This is a genomic window from Streptomyces griseus subsp. griseus (assembly GCF_003610995.1).
Taxonomy (GTDB): domain Bacteria; phylum Actinomycetota; class Actinomycetes; order Streptomycetales; family Streptomycetaceae; genus Streptomyces.
In genome coordinates, this window is the sequence record NZ_CP032543.1 from 6,315,806 (window position 1) to 6,335,181 (window position 19,376).

At 72.5% G+C, this 19,376-nt stretch carries 22 protein-coding genes; 21 read left to right on the forward strand and 1 reads right to left on the reverse strand.

Features of this window, described 5'->3' with window-relative positions:
* The first annotated feature begins 19 nt into the window (after window positions 1-19).
* The 16 genes from D6270_RS28350 to D6270_RS28425 all read left to right on the forward strand — a co-directional run bounded on the left by D6270_RS28350 (window position 20) and on the right by D6270_RS28425 (window position 14,594).
* Window positions 20-1,279, forward strand: a complete 1,260-nt coding sequence (locus tag D6270_RS28350; protein WP_109162852.1) for a beta-ketoacyl-[acyl-carrier-protein] synthase family protein — start codon at window positions 20-22, stop codon at window positions 1,277-1,279.
* The gene (locus tag D6270_RS28355; RefSeq protein ID WP_109162851.1) at window positions 1,276-2,124 is read left to right on the forward strand and encodes a MaoC/PaaZ C-terminal domain-containing protein; all 849 of its coding nucleotides are present in this window, start codon (window positions 1,276-1,278) and stop codon (window positions 2,122-2,124) included. The genes D6270_RS28350 and D6270_RS28355 overlap by 4 nt, the downstream gene beginning before the upstream one ends.
* Window positions 2,121-3,617: an AMP-binding protein gene (locus D6270_RS28360; RefSeq protein ID WP_151414734.1), complete on the forward strand. Its 1,497-nt coding sequence runs from the start codon at window positions 2,121-2,123 to the stop codon at window positions 3,615-3,617. The genes D6270_RS28355 and D6270_RS28360 overlap by 4 nt, the downstream gene beginning before the upstream one ends.
* 81 nt (window positions 3,618-3,698) lie before the next feature.
* A complete protein-coding gene (locus tag D6270_RS28365) occupies window positions 3,699-3,962 on the forward strand; it encodes an acyl carrier protein (RefSeq protein WP_109162850.1) in 264 nt (87 codons plus the stop codon).
* A gap of 3 nt (window positions 3,963-3,965) precedes the next feature.
* Window positions 3,966-4,982, forward strand: coding sequence for a hypothetical protein (locus D6270_RS28370; RefSeq protein WP_109162849.1), 1,017 nt, complete (start codon window positions 3,966-3,968; stop codon window positions 4,980-4,982).
* Window positions 4,972-5,811 (forward strand): tryptophan synthase subunit alpha, encoded by an 840-nt coding sequence (trpA, locus tag D6270_RS28375; RefSeq protein WP_109162848.1) that lies wholly within the window; start codon window positions 4,972-4,974, stop codon window positions 5,809-5,811. Before D6270_RS28370 ends, trpA begins: the two co-directional genes overlap by 11 nt.
* Window positions 5,798-6,172 carry an ectoine synthase gene (locus tag D6270_RS28380; RefSeq protein ID WP_010064083.1) on the forward strand — a complete coding sequence of 125 codons (375 nt, stop codon included), beginning with the start codon at window positions 5,798-5,800 and terminating at the stop codon, window positions 6,170-6,172. Before trpA ends, D6270_RS28380 begins: the two co-directional genes overlap by 14 nt.
* Window positions 6,173-6,303: 131 nt before the next feature.
* Window positions 6,304-7,449 carry an acyl-CoA dehydrogenase family protein gene (locus D6270_RS28385; RefSeq protein WP_109162847.1) on the forward strand — a complete coding sequence of 382 codons (1,146 nt, stop codon included), beginning with the start codon at window positions 6,304-6,306 and terminating at the stop codon, window positions 7,447-7,449.
* On the forward strand, window positions 7,446-8,147 hold the full coding sequence (locus tag D6270_RS28390; RefSeq protein WP_109162846.1) for a phosphoribosylanthranilate isomerase: 702 nt from the start codon (window positions 7,446-7,448) through the stop codon (window positions 8,145-8,147). Before D6270_RS28385 ends, D6270_RS28390 begins: the two co-directional genes overlap by 4 nt.
* A gap of 48 nt (window positions 8,148-8,195) precedes the next feature.
* Window positions 8,196-9,035: a beta/alpha barrel domain-containing protein gene (locus D6270_RS28395; RefSeq protein WP_109162845.1), complete on the forward strand. Its 840-nt coding sequence runs from the start codon at window positions 8,196-8,198 to the stop codon at window positions 9,033-9,035.
* Window positions 9,032-10,054, forward strand: coding sequence for an alpha/beta hydrolase (locus tag D6270_RS28400; RefSeq protein ID WP_225976968.1), 1,023 nt, complete (start codon window positions 9,032-9,034; stop codon window positions 10,052-10,054). Before D6270_RS28395 ends, D6270_RS28400 begins: the two co-directional genes overlap by 4 nt.
* 72 nt (window positions 10,055-10,126) lie before the next feature.
* Window positions 10,127-10,774, forward strand: a complete 648-nt coding sequence (locus D6270_RS28405; RefSeq protein ID WP_225977088.1) for an anthrone oxygenase family protein — start codon at window positions 10,127-10,129, stop codon at window positions 10,772-10,774.
* A 251-nt stretch (window positions 10,775-11,025) separates the two neighbouring features.
* Window positions 11,026-12,291: a bifunctional 3-oxoadipate enol-lactonase/4-carboxymuconolactone decarboxylase PcaDC gene (locus tag D6270_RS28410; protein WP_109167239.1), complete on the forward strand. Its 1,266-nt coding sequence runs from the start codon at window positions 11,026-11,028 to the stop codon at window positions 12,289-12,291.
* Between the two features lie 12 nt (window positions 12,292-12,303).
* Window positions 12,304-12,957, forward strand: a complete 654-nt coding sequence (locus tag D6270_RS28415) for an MBL fold metallo-hydrolase (protein WP_109162843.1) — start codon at window positions 12,304-12,306, stop codon at window positions 12,955-12,957.
* A gap of 51 nt (window positions 12,958-13,008) precedes the next feature.
* Entirely contained in the window at window positions 13,009-13,788 is a 780-nt protein-coding gene (locus D6270_RS28420) for an exodeoxyribonuclease III (RefSeq protein WP_109162842.1), read from the forward strand.
* A 59-nt stretch (window positions 13,789-13,847) separates the two neighbouring features.
* The gene (locus tag D6270_RS28425; RefSeq protein WP_109162841.1) at window positions 13,848-14,594 is read left to right on the forward strand and encodes a Clp protease N-terminal domain-containing protein; all 747 of its coding nucleotides are present in this window, start codon (window positions 13,848-13,850) and stop codon (window positions 14,592-14,594) included.
* Between the two features lie 71 nt (window positions 14,595-14,665).
* Here D6270_RS28425 and D6270_RS28430 read toward each other — a convergent pair whose 3' ends face one another.
* Window positions 14,666-15,445, reverse strand: coding sequence for an SDR family NAD(P)-dependent oxidoreductase (locus D6270_RS28430; RefSeq protein ID WP_109162840.1), 780 nt, complete (start codon window positions 15,443-15,445; stop codon window positions 14,666-14,668).
* 139 nt (window positions 15,446-15,584) lie between these two features.
* Between D6270_RS28430 and D6270_RS28435 the strand changes: the two genes are divergently transcribed.
* The 5 genes from D6270_RS28435 (at window position 15,585) to D6270_RS28455 (ending at window position 19,369) form a co-directional block, all read left to right on the forward strand.
* Window positions 15,585-16,025 carry a DUF6278 family protein gene (locus tag D6270_RS28435; RefSeq protein WP_109162839.1) on the forward strand — a complete coding sequence of 147 codons (441 nt, stop codon included), beginning with the start codon at window positions 15,585-15,587 and terminating at the stop codon, window positions 16,023-16,025.
* Between the two features lie 117 nt (window positions 16,026-16,142).
* A complete protein-coding gene (locus D6270_RS28440) occupies window positions 16,143-16,886 on the forward strand; it encodes an amino acid ABC transporter ATP-binding protein (protein WP_109162838.1) in 744 nt (247 codons plus the stop codon).
* 13 nt (window positions 16,887-16,899) lie between these two features.
* On the forward strand, window positions 16,900-17,844 hold the full coding sequence (locus D6270_RS28445) for a glutamate ABC transporter substrate-binding protein (RefSeq protein ID WP_109162837.1): 945 nt from the start codon (window positions 16,900-16,902) through the stop codon (window positions 17,842-17,844).
* A gap of 17 nt (window positions 17,845-17,861) precedes the next feature.
* Window positions 17,862-18,506, forward strand: a complete 645-nt coding sequence (locus D6270_RS28450; protein ID WP_109162836.1) for an amino acid ABC transporter permease — start codon at window positions 17,862-17,864, stop codon at window positions 18,504-18,506.
* Window positions 18,503-19,369 carry an amino acid ABC transporter permease gene (locus tag D6270_RS28455; RefSeq protein ID WP_109162835.1) on the forward strand — a complete coding sequence of 289 codons (867 nt, stop codon included), beginning with the start codon at window positions 18,503-18,505 and terminating at the stop codon, window positions 19,367-19,369. The genes D6270_RS28450 and D6270_RS28455 overlap by 4 nt, the downstream gene beginning before the upstream one ends.
* Window positions 19,370-19,376: the final 7 nt, after the last annotated feature.

Sequence of the window (19,376 nt, forward strand, 5' to 3'; positions counted from 1 at the left end):
GGAAGGAACCACACGGACCATGCGTACCGAAGCCGAACGCGCCGCCCGGCCGGACATCGCCATCAGCGGGATGGGCGCCGTCACTCCGGCCGGGCTCACCACCGAAGAACTGTGGACAGCGGTGTCGGCCGGCCGGTCCCTGGCGGTCGACCTCACCCACTTCGACACCACCGGCCACCGCATCAGGATCGGCTGCCGGGTGCCCGAACTCACCGGCCGCGGCCTGCCCTGGCAGGAGGCGCTGGCCACCAAGGCCGCCCGGCGGCTCGACCCGTTCGCCCGCTACGGGCTCGCCGCGGCGCTGGCCGCCCACGCCGACGCCGGACTGCCGCGGGAACCCGCCGCACGCTGCGCCATCGTGGTCGGCAACGCCGTCGGGGGCCGCGCCACCAGCGACGCCGAGTCCGTCAACTTCGCGGCGAAGGGGCCCGCCGGGGTCCGCCCGCTGATGCCCCTGATGACGATGCCGAACGCGGCCGCCGCCCAGATAGCCCTTCAACTGGGCTGGCACGGACCGGCACTCACCATCTCCACCACCTGCGCGAGCGGGGCCGACGCCATCGGGATCGGCGCGGGCATGCTCCGCGACCACCGCGCCGACGTGGTGATCGCGGGCGGCTGCGAGGCGACCCTCACGCCGATCACCCTCGCGGGGTTCGGCAACCTCAACGCGGCCTCCCTCCGCACCGAAGCGGCCACCGCGTGCCGGCCGTTCGACGAGAGCCGGGACGGCTTCGTCATGGGCGAGGGCGCCGCCTTCGTGGTGCTGGAACGGGCAGCCGACGTACGCGCCCGGGGCGCCCGGGCACACGGGCTGGTCGCCGGATACGCCGCCACCTCGGATGCCCACCACCTCTCGGCCCCGCACCCCGACGGCGCGTACGCCGCCGAGGCCATGGCCGGCGCGCTCGCCGACGCCGGTCTCGTCCCCGCGGACATCGCCCATGTCAACGCCCATGGCACCGCGACCGTGCACAACGACCGCGCCGAAGCCGCGGCCCTGGCCAAGGTCTTCGGACCGGACGGGCCGCCGGTCACCGCCAGCAAGGGCGTGCTGGGCCACCTGATCGGGGCGGCCGGAGCCGTCGAACTCGTGGTCGCCGTGCTGTCGATGAACGCCGGAGCGGTGCCGCCCACCGCCAACCACACACGAACGGAACCAGAGATGGAGATCGACGTGGTCCACGGCACCCCGCGACCTGTCCCGCGCGGCCCCGCGCTGACCAACTCCTTCGGCTTCGGCGGCCACAACAGCAGCCTGGTGGTGGCCCCCGCATGACGACCCTGCCCGACTCCGCACTCGATCCGTCCGCACCCTCCCTGGACGCGGACGCCGCCCTCCGCTACCGGACCGTCACCCGCCGGGCGCTGGGCCGTCCGGCACCCGGCCTGGCCGTCGCGGGCCCTCTCGCCGCCTTCGTCCTCACCCACCCGCTCGCCGAGCACACGGTCGCCGGCCTCGCCGCCGGCCACGGCCCGTACTCCCTGGTCCACCTCGCCCAGGAGATCGAACTGCACCACCCGCCGCGCCCCGGCGCCCCGCTCGACGCGACTGCCGAAGTGGACGCCGTACGCGTCGAACCCAAGGGCACCCGGCTGGTCCTGACCACCACGCTCGCCGACCGGGCGACCGGCGCCGAACAGGCGCGGCTCACCGCCCACATCCTGCTCGTCGGCATCCGGGCGGCAGAACCGCGCGGGACTCTCGTACCCATGGCCGCGGTGAGGCAGGAGACGCCGGGCGCCACGCTCAGCAGCGACCTCGGGATCGACCGGAGGTGGATCGCCGACTACGGCCACGCGGCCGGAGACCTCAACCCCGTCCACCTCGACGCCGAGGCCGCCCGGTCAGCGGGGTTCGCGGATGTCATCGCCCACGGCATGAGCCTGGTGGCACTCGCCGTGGAGGAGGCCGCCGAGCGGTTCGCGGACGGAGACGTCGACCGGGTCCGGGCCATCGGTGCGCGCTTCGCCCGCCCGGTCCTGCCCGGTGAGGAAACGTCCCTCGACCTCACGCCCGCAGCCGGCGGGGACACCGTCGCGTTCACCGTGCGGTCGCAGGGCGCCGTCGCCGTCAAGGGCGGGTGGCTCCGGCTGGCCCCGGCGACGGGAGCGGGCCGATGACCGGGACCCGGCGGCACGGCGAGATGGCCGACTCCGTTCTCCGCTGGGCCGACAAGACTCCGGACGCCCCCGCCCTGTGGTGGAACGGCACCCCCACCAGCTACCGGGAACTGGCCGACGCGACCACGGAGGCCCGCGCCCGGCTCGCCGGGCAGGTCCCCGCCGGCGCCACGGTCGCCGTCCTCGACGAGAAGTCGCCCGGCACCGTCGCCACCGTCCTGGCCTGCCTCGCCACGGGTCGCCCCGTGCTGCTGCCCTCTCCCACCCTGCCGCCCGACCATGTCGCGGCCGTGATGGCCGAGGCGCACTGCCGGTACGCGCTCGCCGGGCCCGCCGTCACGGTGACGGCCCCGGCGCGGGGCGGACGCGGCGGGGGAGCGGTGCCACCGGGAACCGCACTCGTGCTCACCACCTCCGGTTCCACCGGCATCCCCAAGGCCGTTCCTCTCCCGCACCGGGCCGTGGACGCCTTCACCGACTGGGCCGCGGACGCCTTCGGCATCGCCGAGTCCACCCCCGTGCTCAACTACGCGCCACTCAACTTCGACCTCTGCCTGCTGGATGTCTGGACCACTCTCGCCCACGGCGGACAGGTGGTCCTGGTGGACCCGTCGACAGCGGCGAGCGGCCGGGGACTGCTCCGCCTGCTGCGCACCCACCGCATCGAGGTGGTCCAGGCGGTTCCCCTCTTCTACGCACTGGTCGGCGCGCAGGTCAGGGTGGAGGGCGGCGGCCCGCTGGAATCCGTCCGGCACGCGGCGTTCACCGGCGACGTGATGCCCGAGCAGGCGCTCGCCGATCTCGCGGCGCTGGCGCCCGGCGCCCGGCTCCACAACATCTACGGCTGCACCGAGACCAACGACAGCCTGATCCACGAGGTCGACCGCAGCCTCCCGCAGTCCGCCCCGATGCCGCTGGGCCGCCCGCTCCCGGGCGTACGCCTGAGACTGCGGGATCCCGACGGGCGGGTGGTGAACGGGCCGGGGAGCGGCGAACTGGAGGTCTCCACCCCCTTCCAGAGCACCGGGTACGCCGATCCGAGCCGAGCCGCCGAGAAGTTCGTCCTGGAGGCGGCGCCGGGCGGCGGCCCGGGCACCCCGTGGTTCCGCACCGGGGACCTGGTCGCGAGGGACGGCGAAGGCACCCTCCGGCTCATCGGCCGACTCGACCACCAGGTCAAGATCCGAGGCGTCGCCGTCAACATCGGCGAGGTCGAACAGGTCCTGCTGGAACACCCCGCCGTGCTGGAGGCCGGGGTGACCACCGTGCCCGACCCGGTCGAGGGCCGGCGCCTGATCGCCGTCGTACGGCTGGAAGACGCCTCCACCGTCACCAGCCTCGACCTCAAGCGGCACTGCACCACCCGGCTGGCCCGGGGGTGGGTGCCCGGCCTGCTCAGGCCCGTGACCGAGCCGCTGCCGCGCACCAGCACCGGCAAGGTGGACCGCCGCACGATCGCGCAGAGCGTGGCCGCACCCGCCACCGCGTCCTGACCCCTCTCCACACCCGGCAGGCGCCGGCGCGTCCAGCGCCGTCGGAGGCCCTTTCACGAACAACCCGCCAAGGAGCATTCCGTGAGCAACGCAGACCAGATCAGCGAGTACATCGTCCGGGAGTTCCTTCCCGATCTCACCCCCTCCCAGCTCCCGCGCGACCTGGACCTCCTGGCCGACGGGGCGATCGACAGCCTCGGCGTCCTCAAGCTGATCGCCTGGGTCGAGCACCACTTCCGGCTGGCGGTCGGCGACACCGACCTGGACCCCGAGAACTTCCGCAGCGTCGACGCCATCGACGCCTACGTCGCGCGCTCCCAGAGCACCGCCGCCACGGGAGGCTGAGCCGTGCACCCGGCCCTCGTCCCGGTGGTCGACCGACGCGCCGCGGCCGGCCCCGAGCAGTGGGACGCGCTGTGGCAGGCGCTGGCCGACGGCGCGCTGGACCGCGGTGACGCGCTGGCGCTCCTCGCCTCGCTCACCGCGGCCCTGCCCGAGGAGGGCAGCCTGCTCGCCATGGTCGACGCGCTGGACCGGCGGCGCCCGGCGCGGCCCGCCGGCTCCTGGGCCGGCACCGTCAACGTGGTGGGCACCGGCGGCGGCCCGCCCACCGTGAACCTGTCCACCGCCGCCGCACTCGTCGCCGCCGCCTGCGGGGTCCGGGTCGTCAAGTCCGGCTCCCGCGCCCACACCGCGCGCACCGGTTCCATCGACCTCCTGGACCGACTGGGCGTCCCGTTCGCCACCTCGCTCGACCAGACGTCCCGTCACCTGGAGACCCACGGCATCGCCTTCACCGGGCCGTTCGTCTACCCGGTCCAACTGGCCAGGCTCGCTCTTCTGGCCGTGCCGACGCCCATGCGGGTGTTCGGCCGCTTCCTCAACATCCTGGGCCCGTTCCTCGCGGCGGTCCCGGTCTCCGCGCAGGTCACCGGCGTCAGCGGGGGGCGGGTCCCGTCCGCCCTGCGCGCCCTGGCCTCCCGGCCCGGCACCCCGGTCACGTGGCTGGTCACCAACCCGCTCGGCGCCGACGAACTGCTCAGCATGTGCGACAACACGATCCACCTCCCCGACGGCGGCACACTGACGCTCCGCGCGGGCGAACTCGTCCCCGCCGGCGGATCCCCCGACGACCTGGCGCCCGTCCCCCGGGACGCCGCCGCCGAGCACTTCCGCTCCGTGCTCACCGGCCGCGCGGGCGCACCCCTGCGCGCCACTCTCCAACTCAACGCGGCCGCGCTCGCCCTGGCCTCCGGGCACCGCGACGACTGGGCGAAGGCGGTCGCCGAGGCGGGCGCGGCCCTCGACGACGGGGCTGCGCTCGACCTGCTGGAGCGGCTGAAAGGGGCGGACCGTGCCGGCTGACTTCTTCGCCGAGGCCCGTGCGCGGGAGGAACTGGGCCTGGCCGTCTTCCTCAACGCGGGCGACCCGCCGCTGCCCGTCCTCACCGACCTCGTCGGGCTGCTGGACGCATCGGGCGTCGACTGCCTCGAACTGGCCGTTCCCTTCCCCGACTCACCCACCGACGGGCCGGTGGTGCGCCGCTCCGCCGACCGGGGGCTGGCCCGGGGCACAGGCCTGCGCGAGACCCTGGACTTCGTCGCCGCCGTACGACCGGGGCTGAAGCGGCTGCGGATCGCGGTGCTGGCGGACTGGAGTCACAGCCTGCGCACCGCCGCGCCCGCCGACTACGCCCGCGTCGTCGCGGACAGCGGCGCCGACGCCCTGCTGGCCCACGGCCTGCCGCCCCGGCTGCGGCAGGCCCACCACGAGGCGCTGCGCGCGGCGGACCTGCCCGAGGTCACCACCTGCTACCCGGGCAGCTCACCGGCCATCGTCGCCGAGACGGCGGCCCACGCCTCCGGATACCTCTACCTGGTCGCGCGCTACGGGCGCAGCGGCGCCGGAACGCCCGACGGCGGCCACGCCGGTCTGGCGCCGTTCGTCGCCTCCCTGCGCGACCTCACCCTCTCCCCGATAGCCGTCGGCTTCGGGGTGTCCACCGCCGAGGATCTCCTCTCCGTCGCCCGCAGCGGCGCGGACGCGGCGATCGTCGGCTCCGCCGGAGTGGCCGCGCTGGAACGGAGTCTGGAGGCCGGGTCCGACCCGGTTGACGGCTACCGCTCCTTCCTCGCCGACCTCGGCCGTCCCCTCTCCACCCGTCCGAAGGAGGACCCCCGTGCTCATCCGTAACATCGAGACCGTCAAGACCGTCGACTGGGGCAACGGACTCAGCCGCAGATTCATCCTGGACGCCGACGGCCTGGGCTACAGCGTCACCGACACCACGGTGCGGGCGGGGACCAAGTCCCGCCTGGAGTACCGCAACCACCTGGAGACCTGCTACTGCATCGAGGGCTCCGGCGAGGTGGTGGAACTCGACGGCACCAGTCATCCGCTGACGCCGGGCGTCCTCTACTCGCTCGACAACAACGACCCGCACTTCCTGATCGCCTCGCCGCACGAGGACCTGCGTCTGGTCTGTGTCTTCGCCCCGGCGCTCCGGGGCGACGAGGTGCACAGCCTGGCCGAGGGCGTCTCCTCGGCCTACTAGGCCGGACCGCCGCCCACCCGACGGGCGCCTGAACCGCGGGCGCCCGCCGATCCGACGGCGGGACACCGCCGTCACCTCCCCGCCCGTCACCGACCCAGGCCACCCGCACGGCCCGTACGGAAGGCTCCGCCATGAGGAACCGCGACGCAGACCAGCAGGCCCTCTGCGCAGGCATGGCCCAGTGGGGCAAGATCCTGAGCGAGGGTCATATCGAGGCGGACGCCCGGTCCGCCTTCGAGCCCGGCCGATGGCGATCCCTGGCCGAAAGCGGCGTCCTCGGACTGCCGTTCCCCCAACAGTGGGGCGGCGCGGGCCAGTCCCTTCTCACCACCCTGCACGTCCTGGAGACTCTCGGTGAGACCTGCCGGGAGTCCGGGCTGAACTTCTGCGCCACCACGTCGATGGCCAGCACCGGCGTGCCCCTCACCGCCTTCGGCAGCGACGCCCTGCGCGAGCGGTATCTGCCCGGCATCTGCTCGGGCGAGCTGATCGGCGCGCATGCCATCACCGAACCGGACAGCGGCTCCGACGCCATGGCCATGACCACCCGCGCCGAGCGCGACGGCACGCACTACGTCCTCACCGGCGGCAAGGCCTTCGTCAGCAACGGCCCCATCGCCGATGTCTTCGTCGTCTACGCGCGTACCCGCCCCGAGGGCGGACCGCTCGGGACCACCGCCTTCCTCGTCGACCGGGACACCCCCGGGCTCTCCGTCGGCGGGCCCACCGCCAAGATGGGCCTGCGTACCGCCCCGTTGTCCACCCTCCACCTCGACGGCTGCCGGATACCCGCCGACCGGGTGCTGGGCCGGTCCGGCGGCGGACTGCTCGTCCTGGACCATGTGATGAAGCGCGAGATCCTGTTCGGATTCACCGTCCAGCTCGGCGAGATGCGCCACCGGCTGGAGCGCACCGTCGCCTACGCCCGGGAACGCCGGGCCTTCGGCCATCCCATCGGCGACTACCAGGCGGTGTCGCACCGCGTCGTCGACATGAAGATCCGCACCGAGACCGCCGCCAAGTGGCTCTACGACACCGCCGAGCGGCTCGCCGCGGGCGAGGACGTCACGGCCGACCTCGCCATGACGAAGATCCTCGCCAGCGAGGCCGCACTGGCCACCAGCCTCTCCGCGGTCCGCGTCTTCGGCGGCGCGGGCTACCTCACCGAGGTCGGACTGGAGAAGGAGGTACGTGCCGCGGTCGCGGGCACCCTGTACTCCGGCACCAACGACATCCAGTACAACCACGTCGCCTCGACCCTGGGGCTGGGCGGATGAGCGTCCCGGCGGCGGCGTCCCGGCCGCTGCTCAAGGTGTGCGGCGCCACCTCTCCCGAGGAGGCCGCCGCCGTGGCACCACGCGCCGATCTCGTCGGCCTCTGGTACGGGGTGGAGAACGGGGCCCGTGACCTGACCCGCACGCGGTTCACGGCCGTGGCCGACGCCGTCCGCACGGCGGGCCGGGCCGAGCCGGTGCTCGTCACCTTTCTGCACGAGGCCGGAGAGATCGCCGCGGCCGCCCGTGCCGCCGGCGTGCGCTGGATTCAGCTCCACTCCTACCAGCCGCCCACGGCCGTGGCGGCCCTGCGCAGGGCGATGCCCGACGCGGTGCTCGTCAAGGCCGTGCACGTGCTTGACGGGGTGTGCCTCGAGCGGCCCTTCCTCAGGGCGTACGCCCGCGCCGGGGCGGACCTGTTCCTCGTCGACTCGGCGACCCGCGGCGGGGCGGTCGGCAGCACCGGACACCCCGTGCCGGCGGCGGCGCTGGAGGCCCTGCTCCCCGCGCTGCCCCGGCCGTTCGTCCTGGCGGGCGGCCTCAGCGAGGCCGATGCGCCGGGCGGGGCCTTCGCCGCGCATCCCGGGTACCGGGGCGTCGACATCGACAACGCCGCCCGTACCGACGGCGGCCCGCTCGACCCGGCCCGGGTCGCCGCCCTGGACCGCGCCTGGACCGGCACTCCCGCCCCTGCGCCGTGAAAGCTCCCGTCCTGCGAGAAAAGCCCGACACCCCGTGAGGAAAGCCCGATGACGCAGTCCTTCCTCTCCGCGCTCCTCGGCGCGGAGCGCCCCGTGATCATGGAAGTGAAGTCCCGCGACGCGCACGGCGCCGACCTGCTGCGGGGCCGCCTTCCCGGCGATCTCGCCGCCGCCTACCAGCAGGCGGGGGCCCCGTGCGTGTCCGTCGTGACGGGCCGGTGGTTCGGTGGGTCGGCCGCCATGCTGCACGAGGTGACCGCCCGCGTGGACGTCCCGGTCCTGCTCAAGGACTTCGTGACGCGTCGCGAGCAGATCACCGCCGCCGCCCACGCGGGCGTCTCGGCGGTCCTGCTGACCGCGGCGCTGCTGCCCCGGGAGGCCCTGCACGACCTGGCCCGCCAGTGCCAGGCGCACGGGCTGACTCCGTTCGTGGAGATCACCACCGCCGAGGAGGCGATCGGTCTGCCGAACCCGCGGGACTGCGTCGTCGCGGTCAACAACAAGGACATCACCGCCCGTGAACGGGACGCCGGTGACCTGGACCGCAGCCGCGCGCTGCTCCCCGCCGTACGGGCCGCGGGCACGCTCTGTCCCGTCAGCGCCAGTGCGGTGAGCAGCCCGGCCACCGCGGCCGGTCTGCTGGCCGAGGGATACCGGGGCCTGCTCATCGGGACCTCACTGCTGCGTGCCCCGAGCCTCGACGCCTGGCTGGCCGAGTTCGACACCCACCACACGGCGAGCACCGGGAAGACCGAGCGCGTCGTGGTGCCGCTCACGGTCGAGGCACCACAGGTCCTGCCGCACCCCGCCCCCCTGCCCGGTACGGCGGCCGGCGGGACGGTGACCCCGGCCACGCCCGCCGGCGAGGCCGAGGGCGTGCCCGCGTGAGCGCCGCTCCGACGGGGCCGGTGGCCACGGCCGACGTCGCCCCGGCCGGGCACGACGTCGCCCCGGCCGGGCACGACGTCGCCCCGGCCGGGCACGACGTCGCCCCGGCCGGGCACGACGTCGCCCCGGACGGGGTCGAGCAGATCGTGCTGGGCCACGGTCGCCGTCGCCTCGGCGCCTGGCGGGCCGCACCGGCCTCCGGGGCGACCCGGTCCGTGCTCGTCGCCGTTCACGGCCGGGCCATGTCACCCGGCTACTTCGCCGGTCCGGTCGCCCCGCACACCTCGCTGCTCGCTCTCGCCACGTCGCTGGGTCACACCGTCCTCGCGGTGGAACGGCCCGGCTACGGCCTGTCCCGGGCCGCTCTCCCGCACGGTCTGCCACTCGCCGAACAGGCCGGGCTGCTGCGCCGAGCCCTCGCCGACTATGCCGAACGGCACCCGGTCGGAGCCGGTTTCTTCCTGCTCGGGCACTCCGACGGCGGCAAGACCGCCCTGCACCTGGCAGGGGAGCCCTGGAGCGGCGCCACCCCCCTCGACCGGTTGCTCGGGCTCGACCTCAACGGCTGTGGCTGGCACTACGCGTCGGCAGCCGCCCATTTCCCGGACACGCTGGCAGGTGGGGCGGGGGAGCTTAACTGGGGCCCGCTGCGCCTCTATCCGGGCGGAACCTTCCGGGCCAGCCGCGCCCTGCTTCGCGAGGTTCCGGCGGCGGAGGAGGCGGAGACGGGGCGGTGGCCCGGCCGGTTCCCAGCTGCCGCCGCCCGGGTGCGCTGCCCGGTGCGGCTCACCTTCGGCGCGTACGAGGGCTGGTGGCGCCTGGACAGGGACGAACTGGCGGCGGTGGCCGCCAGTTTCACGGGCACGCGCCGCCCGGTCGTCGAACGCCTGCCGGAGGCCGGACACAACCTCAGCCTCGGACTGGCCGCCCCGCTGTACCACGCACGGGCGCTGGCGTTTCTCGAAGAGTGCCTGGCGGCTTCCCCGACGGCCCGAGGTGACGCGCGCGTATGCGCGTGAGCGTGTGAGGTATGGACCTTTGACCCCCGAACCTGCTGGGATGATCGCGCGCCGTGCGCACGCTCCGTCTCGCTGCGCGCACCGCATGCAACCGCCCGGGAGAGTCCATCCGATCGACAGGACCGCGTCATGAGCCACTACCCTCCCCACGCCGCCCCGTACCCGACGGGCCCGGCCCGGCCCGGCGGCCGTCCACCCACCGGCGACCGGATCACCGCGCCGCTCCTCGTGGCATCGGTGCTCTGCACGGGGCTGATGGCGGGGTTGTTCTTCGCCTACGACATCTCCGTCATGCCGGGTCTGGCCGAGCTGGACGACACCGCCTACGCGGCGGCCATGCAGCGGTTCAACGCGGCGATCGACGGCAGCGCGCTGTTCGGCCTGGTCTTCCTCGCCACGCTGTGCCTCACGGTCGCCGCCGCGATCGTGACCTTCCGCCGCAAGCGCCGCGCGGTGGCCCTGCCGCTCGCCGTCGCGGCAGCCTGCTATCTCCTGGTGCTCGTCGTCACCGTGGCGGTCAACCTTCCCCTCAACGCGGACCTCGCGGCGCTCGGTGACCCCGCCTCCGCCCGGGACGTCCACGCGGTGATCGACGATTTCAAAGCGGTATGGGTGCCGGTGAACGTATTCCGGACCCTTTTCTGCGTCCTGAGTCTCGGTGCTCTGTGTGCCGCTCTGCTCCGGTACGGAAAGCCGGAAACCCCGTCGGTGCTCGGATAAAGGGGAAGCCGGGCAATCGATTCCCTCTTTCCCTTACGCACGCGCACCATATCCGAATCAGCTCCAGCATATTTGCTTTCGCACAGCTCGACTCCTCTGCCCATTCGGTGAAGAGGAGTCACCTGCGTGTGCCGCGCACCGCTTTTCTCCGCCATGCTCGGCCCGGCGGAGTCCCCGTCCCGCCCCCGCCTGTCTGCGGCCCGGAGAGATGTGGGAGCGTGTGAACGGTGAGTGACAAGCCGACGGAATCCATGCAGTACCGCTTCGACGGGCCCGAGGACGCCCCGGTCCTGGTCATCGGGCCCTCGCTCGGCACGACGTGGCACATGTGGGACCGCCAGATACCCGAGCTGTCCCAGCACTGGCGGGTCTTCCGCTACGACCTGCCCGGCCACGGCGGCGCGCCCGCCCACGCCGCCGCCTCCGTCGCCGAACTCGGCGACCGGCTGCTCGCGACGCTGGACGGTCTCGGCGTCCAGCGCTTCGGCTACGCGGGCTGCTCCATAGGCGGGGCGATCGGCGCGGACCTGGCCCTGCGCCACCCGCACCGGGTCGCCTCGCTGGCGCTCGTCGCCTCCTCGCCCCGGTTCGGCACGGCCGACGAGTTCCGGCAGCGCGGGGTGATCGTCCGTACCAACGGCCTGGAGCCGATGGCCCGTACCGCGCCGGAACGCTGGTTCACCCCCGGCTTCGCCGGAGCCCAGCCCGCCATCGTGGAGTGGGCCGTGCAGATGGTCCGCACCACCGACCCCGGCTGCTACATCGCGGCCTGCGAGGCGCTGGCGGCGTTCGACATCCGCGACCACCTCGGCCGGATCGGCGTCCCCACCCTGGTGCTGGTCGGCGCGGAGGACCAGGTCACCGGGCCCGCCGAGGCCCGCACGCTGGTCGCCGGGATACCGGACGCCCGCCTCGCCCTCGTCCCCGGCGCCTCCCACCTGGCTCCGGTGGAGCAGCCCGCGGCCGTCTGCGACCTGCTCCTGACGCACTTCTCCACCGCCTGGCAGCAGGACACCTCGGCCGCGATCTCCGTACTGCCCCACGCCACCGCGCCCACCGCCCCCAGCACCCCGTTCGTCCCGGTGGCCGAGATCGCCCCCGCCGCCGCTGCGCCGGACGCCCTCGCGCCGACCCCGGGCGACCGGTACGAGCAGGGCACGAAGGTACGCCGCGAGGTGCTGGGGGACGCCCATGTCGACGCGGTGAACGCCTCGGCCGACGTCTTCACCGAGGACTTCCAGGAGCTGGTCACCCGGTACGCCTGGGGCGAGGTCTGGAGCCGCGACGGCCTCGACCGCCGCACCCGCAGCGTCATCGCGCTCACCGCGCTCGTCACCTCCGGCCACCCGGAGGGCCTGGCCGCGCACACCCGGGCCGCCCTGCGCAACGGACTGACGCCCGCCGAGATCAAGGAAGTTCTCCTCCAGACCGCCGTCTACTGCGGCATCCCGGCCGCCGGCGCCGCCTTCGCCGTGGCGCAGAAGGTGATCCAGGAGGAAACCACGCCGCCGGCGTAGCAGGATGGGGTCATGAACGCATCGCCCGGGGCACTCACCCTCACCAAGAAGACCCACTCCTGCGTGCGGATCGAGAAGGAGGGGCGCGTCCTGGTCATCGACCCGGGCGGCTTCTCCGAGGACGACGCGGCCCTCGGTGCCGATGTACTCCTGGTCACGCACGAACACCCGGACCACTTCAACGAGGCGCGGCTGCGGGCGGGGCTGGAGGCCAATCCGGCGGCGGAGGTCTGGACGCTGCGCAGCGTGGCCGGGCAGCTCTCGGCGGCCTTTCCGGGGCGGGTGCACACGGTGGGCGACGGGGACGCGTTCTCGGCGGCCGGGTTCGACGTCACCGTGCACGGGGAGCTGCACGCGGTGATCCACCCGGACATCCCCAGGATCACCAATGTCGGCTTCCTGGTGGACGGTTCGGTCTTCCACCCCGGCGACGCGCTCACCGTCCCCGAGCGCCCCGTGGACACCCTGCTGCTGCCGGTGATGGCCCCCTGGAGCAAGATTTCCGAGGTCATCGACTACGTACGCGAGGTCAAGCCGCGCCGGGCGATCGACGTCCACGACGCCCTGCTGACGGACCTCGCGCGGCCGGTCTACGACAACCAGATCGGCGCCCTCGGCGGCGCGGACCACGGCCGGCTGGCCCCGGGAGGCGTCACGGAGCTCTGAGGCGCGGCGGGCGTTCGGCGGCTGTCGGTGGGAGCCGCTAGGTTGGTGGCCATGCGCATCGCCACCTGGAACGTCAACTCGATCACCGCCCGGCTGCCGAGGCTGCTGGCCTGGCTGGAGAGCAGCGGCACCGACGTGCTGTGCATCCAGGAGACCAAGTGCACGGCCGAGCAGTTCCCCGCCGAAGCCCTGCGCGAGGTGGGATACGAGTCCGCGGTCAACGCCACGGGCCGGTGGAACGGGGTCGCGCTGCTCTCCCGGGTCGGCCTCACCGATGTCGTCACCGGTCTGCCCGGCGGCCCGGAGTACGACGGCGTCCAGGAGCCGCGCGCGATCTCCGCGACCTGCGGTCCGGTCCGCCTCTGGTCGGTCTACGTGCCCAACGGCCGTGAGGTGGAGCACGAGCACTACACCTACAAGCTGGCCTGGCTGGAGGCCCTGCGGAAGGCCGTCGCGGCGGACGCGGCGGGGATGCCGCCGTTCGCGGTCCTCGGTGACTTCAACGTGGCCCCGACCGACGAGGACGTGTGGGACCCGGCGCTCTTCGCGGGCGCCACGCACGTCACGCCCGCCGAGCGCGCCGCTCTCTCCGCCCTGGAGGGGGAGGGGCTGGGCGAGGTGCTGCCCCGCCCCCTCAAGTACGACCGGGCCTACACCTTCTGGGACTACCGGGAGCTGCGCTTCCCCAAGAACAAGGGCATGAGGATCGACCTGACCTACGGCAACCCCGCCTTCACCGCCGCGGTCAAGGACAGCTATGTGGACCGCGAGGAGCGCAAGGGCAAGGGCGCGTCCGACCACGCACCGGTCGTGGTGGACCTCGACCTCTGACGACCACAGCTGACAACCAAAGGTTGACACCCAGCGGGGTGTCAACCTAGGGTTGACGCATGACGCAGCCACTCCCCGCGACGCCGTCCGTGCGCCTCGACGACCTGATCGAGGCCATCAAGAAGTCCAACCCCGACGCACTGGAGCAGCTCTCCGGCGCGGTCATCGCCGCCGACCACCTCGGCGATGTGGCCGACCACCTCATCGGCCACTTCGTCGACCAGGCGCGCCGCTCGGGCGCCTCCTGGACCGACATCGGCCGCAGCATGGGGGTCACCCGCCAGGCGGCCCAGAAGCGCTTCGTCACCAAGAAGGGCGAAGAGGCCTCCGACCTGGACCCGAGCCAGGGCTTCGGCCGCTTCACCCAGCGCGCCCGGAACGTCGTCATGGCGTCCCACAACGAGGCCGAGACCGCCCGGCACGCCGAGATCCTCCCGGCCCACCTCGCGCTCGGCCTCCTCGCCGAACCCGAATCGATCGCCGCCCGGGTCCTCACCGGCCAGGGCGTGACGCCGGACGCCCTCCGCGCGGCGGCGGCCCTCGCCCTGCCGGCCGCCGTCGACGAGGTGCCGGAGCTGATCCCGTACGACGCGGACGCGCGCAAGGTCCTGGAGCTGACGTTCCGGGAGGCGCTGCGCCTCGGCCACAACTACGTCGGTACGGAGCACATCCTGCTGGCGCTGCTGGAGTTCGAGGACGGCTCGGGCCCGCTGAACGGCCTGGGCCTCACCAAGGAGGCCACCTCGGCGGCGGTCGGGTCAGCGGTGGCGGAAGCGGCGGCCACGCTCTGGCAGCAGAACTCCTGACGGCCCGTCCGGGGGAGGGCGGCGGACTCGGAGCACCACGAGCCCGCCGCCCGGCCGCCGCTCCCCTGAGCTCAGTGGACCGAGAACCCGCCATCCACGAAGAGCGCCTGCCCGGTGACGTACGCGGAGGAGGCCCCGGCCAGGAACACCGCGGCTCCCGCGAAGTCCTCCGCCAGCCCGTTGCGCCCGACGAGCGTGCGGGCGGCGAGCGAGGCGACCTTCTCCGGGTCGGAGGCGAGCCGTTCGTTGAGCGGGGTCAGCACGAACCCCGGCACCAGGGTGTTCACGGTGACGCCGTACGGGGACCACGCCTCGGCCTGCGACCGGGCCAGCGACTCCAGACCACCCTTGGACACCCCGTACGCACCGCTGTTCACGAAGGCGCGGTGGGCCTGTTGCGAGGTGACATGGATGATCCGCCCGTACCCCCGCTCGGCCATCTTGGGCCCGAACCGCTGCCCCAGCAGGAAGGGCGCCTTGAGGTTCACGGCCATGGTGGTGTCCCAGACGTCCTCACCGAGCTCGCCGAGGGGCGGCCGCAGGTTGATCCCGGCACAGTTGACGAGGATGTCCGGCTCCCCGAACGCACCGACGACACCCTCGGCCGCCGCCCGTACCCCTTCGGCGTCCCCCAGATCGGCGCTCACCCAGGCGGCCCGGCACCCGTCACCGGCCAACTCGTCCACGGTCGCCTTGAGTTCGGCCTCCCGCCGAGCCACCACAACCACCTTCGCCCCGGCCCGCGCCAGCGCCCCGGCGACGGCCCGCCCGATCCCGGAACTGCCCCCGGTCACCACGGCCACCCTTCCGGCCAGTGAGAACAGGTCCGACACATACGTCTGCGCACTCATGTCCGTAGCCTAGGGGCTCGTGTCTTCACGGCTGGGCCGGCGGCGGCACCGTCCGCGAGGGCCGCGCCCTCACCCCGCTTCCGCCGGGGGTCCGCGCGCCCTGTGGTGCGGAACCTGGCAAGGATGGGACCCTAGTGGTATGAACATCCCTTTCTTGGACAACTGGCGTAAGCGTCAGGGTGGTACGCAGGGGCAGGCGCTCGCCGCCGCCGTCGAGGCTGATCCCGACGGTGTGGCCGAGCTGCTCGCCGAATGCGAACTGCTGCGTGCCCGGGTGGGGCAGCAAGGACTCGAACTCGACGACACCCCGGCCTCGTTGGCCGCCCTCGACCAGCTGCCGCCCCGCTGGCGCGACGACCCCGAGGAGCTGCCCTGGCTGGGCAACGACGCTGGCCTCTACCTGGGCACCGTCATCGTGCGCACCGTCCCGGGGTCCGCGTGGGGCATCTGGCCGAGCGGGCAGCCCGTGGTGCGGCTGGAGTCCGGGCGGGAGATCGACGTGGTCGAGGCCGGGCTGGACTGGGCGATGGCGGGCAGCCCCGAGCTCTCGCAGGTGTACGCGGAGTCGGCCGAGAACTGATCCCGAATGGCGATAAACAGCCTTATGTGCCATTCGCGCGTGTCGGGTGCGAAGTCCCTTTTCGGGATGGATAGTTTGCGCTGACCTCGACACAGCGACAAGTGGGTAGGGCAGCGCATGGCCGTCGATCCGTTGATCGAACTGAGGGACGTCAACAAACACTTCGGAGAGTTGCACGTACTTCAGGACATCAATCTCACCGTCGGCCGCGGGGAGGTGGTAGTGGTCATCGGCCCCTCCGGCTCCGGGAAATCCACCCTGTGCCGGGCGGTCAACCGGCTGGAGACGATCGAGTCCGGCTCCATCCTGATCGACGGCAAGCCCCTCCCCGAGGAGGGCAAGGGTCTCGCCCAGCTCCGCGCCGAAGTCGGCATGGTCTTCCAGTCGTTCAACCTCTTCGCCCACAAGACCGTCCTGGCCAACGTGTCGCTGGCCCAGCTCAAGGTCCGCAAGCGCAAGAAGGACGAGGCCGACCGGCGCTCCCGGGAACTGCTGGACCGGGTCGGCCTCGCCTCCCAGGCCGACAAGTTCCCCGCCCAGCTCTCCGGCGGCCAGCAGCAGCGCGTGGCGATCGCCCGCGCCCTGGCCATGGACCCCAAGGCGCTCCTCTTCGACGAGCCCACCTCCGCCCTCGACCCGGAGATGATCAACGAGGTGCTGGAGGTCATGCAGCAGCTCGCCCGGGACGGCATGACCATGGTCGTGGTCACCCATGAGATGGGCTTCGCCCGGTCCGCCGCCAACCGCGTCGTCTTCATGGCCGACGGCCGCGTCGTCGAGGACCGCACCCCGGAGGACTTCTTCACCGCTCCGGAGAGCGACCGCGCCAAGGACTTCCTGTCCAAGATCCTCAAGCACTGACGGGGGGCTTTCCGTGTCGCGTACCAGCAGTCCCCGTACCAACAGAGACCGTCACCGCCGCAGCGCCGTCCTCGCGCTCTGCCTCCTGCTCACCGTCCTCGCCGCCGCCTGCGGCAAGGACGGCAGCCCGCCGGTCAAGGGACCCGCGCCCGAGGCGCTGCCCGTCTACCAGGTGGACCAGGGCTTCCGACTGCCCGCGTCGCCCACCTGGCGGAAGGCGGAGCAGCGCGGCCATCTGGTCGTCGGTGCCAAGGAGGACCAGCCCTACCTGGGCGAGAAGGACCCCGCCAGCGGCGTCTACTCCGGCTTCGACATCGAGATCGCCCGGATGATGGCGGCCTCACTCGGCTTCGAACCGAAGACCATCCGCTTCCGGACCATCGCCTCCGCCAACCGCGAGACCGCCCTCCAGAACGGCCAGATCGACTACTACGTCGGCACCTACACCATCAACGACATGCGCAAGAAGCTCGTCGGCTTCGCCGGGCCCTACTACATGGCCGGTCAGGGACTCCTGGTGCGCACCGACGAGGACGACATCAAGGGCCCCCAGGACCTGGACGGCAGGACGGTCTGCTCGGCGGCCGGCTCCACGCCCTACCAGCGGATCGCCGAGGACTACCCCAAGGCGGTGCTCGTCGCCTACGACACGTACTCGATCTGCGTCGACAACCTGCTGACGTACCAGGTCGACGCCGTCACCACCGACGACGCGATCCTCCTGGGCTTCGCGGCCAAGGCGCCCGACGAGATGAAGGTCGTCGGCAAGCCCTTCTCGAAGGAGCCGTACGGCATCGGCGTACCGCGCGACGACAACGCGCTGCGCGCCGCCCTCAACGACGCGCTGGAGGCGAACGAGAAGAACGGCAACTGGAAGAAGGCGTTCGAAGCGACGCTGGGGCGCTCCGGCGTACCCGCGCCGACCCCGCCGCCCATCGACCGCTACCCGGCGAACTGAGGGGGACGGCCCCACCCATGGACGTACTGACAGACAACTTCTCCCTCTACGGCAAGGGCTTCCTCGGCACCGTCGAGCTGACCGTCTACTCCTCGGCCCTCGCCCTCGCCCTCGGCTTCGTCATGGCCTCCTTCCGTGTCGCGCCGGTCGGCGCGCTGCGGGTGCTGGGCACGGTCTGGGTGACCGTGCTGCGCAACACCCCCCTGACGCTGCTGTTCTTCGCGGTCCTCCTCGGCCTGCCCCGCTTCGGCCTGGTGCTGCCGTTCCAGCTCTTCGCCGTCCTGGCGCTCGGCTGCTACACCTCCGCGTTCATCTGCGAGGTGCTGCGCTCCGGCATCAACACCGTGCCCACCGGCCAGGGCGAGGCCGCCCGCAGCCTCGGGCTGACCTTCGGCCAGACCCTGAGCGAGGTCGTCCTGCCGCAGGCCTTCCGATCGGTGCTCCCGCCCGTCGGCTCCACCCTGATCGCGCTGGCCAAGAACTCCGCGATCGCCGGCGCCTTCAGCGTCACCGAACTGCTCGGCACCTACCGGACGCTCAACGAGCTGGGCTACAGCATCATCTGGACGTTCGTCTGGATCGCCGTCGGCTACCTGATCATCACCCTCACCATCAGTGCGCTCTTCAACGTGATGGAGAAGCGCTGGGGAGTCGCACGATGACCCATGTCCCCTCGGCCACCGCGCTCTACGACATCCCGGGGCCGCAGGCCCGTAAACGGCATCTCATCTACGGGATCGCCTCGACGGCCGTGATCCTCGCCCTCGTCGGCTGGATCGTCTATCTGCTCTTCGACACCGACCAGTTCACCGCCGAGAAGTGGCGCCCCTTCGAGTACAAGGGCATCCAGGAGCTGCTGCTGCGGGGCCTCGGCAACACGCTCAAGGCGTTCGCGTACGCCGCCGTCCTCTCCCTCGCCCTCGGCGCGGTCCTCGCGGTCGGCCGGCTCTCCGCGCACCGGCCGGTGCGCTGGATCTCCACCCTGCTGGTCGAGTTCTTCCGGGCCATGCCGGTGCTGGTGATGATCTTCTTCATCTTCGTGGCGCTGAAGGTGCAGGCCCTGCCCGCCCTGGTCGCCGGACTGACCCTCTACAACGGCTCGGTCCTCGCGGAGGTCTTCCGGGCCGGGATCAACTCCGTGGACCGCGGCCAGCGCGAGGCCGCGTACGCCCTCGGGATGCGCAAGACACAGGTCACGACGTTCGTCCTGGCTCCCCAGGCCGTACGCGCGATGCTGCCGACCATCATCAGTCAGCTGGTGGTCGCGCTCAAGGACACCTCACTGGGTTATCTGATCACCTACGAGGAATTCCTCCACGCGGGAAAGCTGATCGCGTCGAATCTCGACTACGATCTTCCCTTCATCCCTGTCGTGATGGTGATCTCTCCGATCTACATCGGCATGTGCATGTTGCTCTCGTGGTTCGCCACCTGGGTGGCGCGAAGGCAGCGGCGCAATCCGAGGACGGAGGCGGTGGGGGTGGCCCCGGCCGAGCCGGGGAAGCTGCTGCCGGGAGGGCAGTAGCGGAGCA

What these genes read in the sequence shown, in the direction of transcription:
- D6270_RS28415 (WP_109162843.1), top strand. Translation starts at nt 12,304, where the DNA reads ATGAACGCATCGCCCGGGGCACTCACCCTCACCAAGAAGACCCACTCC.
- D6270_RS28450 (WP_109162836.1), top strand. Translation starts at nt 17,862, where the DNA reads ATGGACGTACTGACAGACAACTTCTCCCTCTACGGCAAGGGCTTCCTC.
- D6270_RS28455 (WP_109162835.1), top strand. Translation starts at nt 18,503, where the DNA reads ATGACCCATGTCCCCTCGGCCACCGCGCTCTACGACATCCCGGGGCCG.
- D6270_RS28355 (WP_109162851.1), top strand. Translation starts at nt 1,276, where the DNA reads ATGACGACCCTGCCCGACTCCGCACTCGATCCGTCCGCACCCTCCCTG.
- D6270_RS28435 (WP_109162839.1), top strand. Translation starts at nt 15,585, where the DNA reads ATGAACATCCCTTTCTTGGACAACTGGCGTAAGCGTCAGGGTGGTACG.
- D6270_RS28420 (WP_109162842.1), top strand. Translation starts at nt 13,009, where the DNA reads ATGCGCATCGCCACCTGGAACGTCAACTCGATCACCGCCCGGCTGCCG.
- D6270_RS28395 (WP_109162845.1), top strand. Translation starts at nt 8,196, where the DNA reads ATGACGCAGTCCTTCCTCTCCGCGCTCCTCGGCGCGGAGCGCCCCGTG.
- D6270_RS28385 (WP_109162847.1), top strand. Translation starts at nt 6,304, where the DNA reads ATGAGGAACCGCGACGCAGACCAGCAGGCCCTCTGCGCAGGCATGGCC.
- D6270_RS28410 (WP_109167239.1), top strand. Translation starts at nt 11,026, where the DNA reads ATGCAGTACCGCTTCGACGGGCCCGAGGACGCCCCGGTCCTGGTCATC.
- D6270_RS28360 (WP_151414734.1), top strand. Translation starts at nt 2,121, where the DNA reads ATGACCGGGACCCGGCGGCACGGCGAGATGGCCGACTCCGTTCTCCGC.
- D6270_RS28430 (WP_109162840.1), bottom strand. Translation starts at nt 15,445, where the DNA reads ATGAGTGCGCAGACGTATGTGTCGGACCTGTTCTCACTGGCCGGAAGG.
- D6270_RS28350 (WP_109162852.1), top strand. Translation starts at nt 20, where the DNA reads ATGCGTACCGAAGCCGAACGCGCCGCCCGGCCGGACATCGCCATCAGC.
- D6270_RS28425 (WP_109162841.1), top strand. Translation starts at nt 13,848, where the DNA reads ATGACGCAGCCACTCCCCGCGACGCCGTCCGTGCGCCTCGACGACCTG.
- D6270_RS28390 (WP_109162846.1), top strand. Translation starts at nt 7,446, where the DNA reads ATGAGCGTCCCGGCGGCGGCGTCCCGGCCGCTGCTCAAGGTGTGCGGC.
- D6270_RS28440 (WP_109162838.1), top strand. Translation starts at nt 16,143, where the DNA reads ATGGCCGTCGATCCGTTGATCGAACTGAGGGACGTCAACAAACACTTC.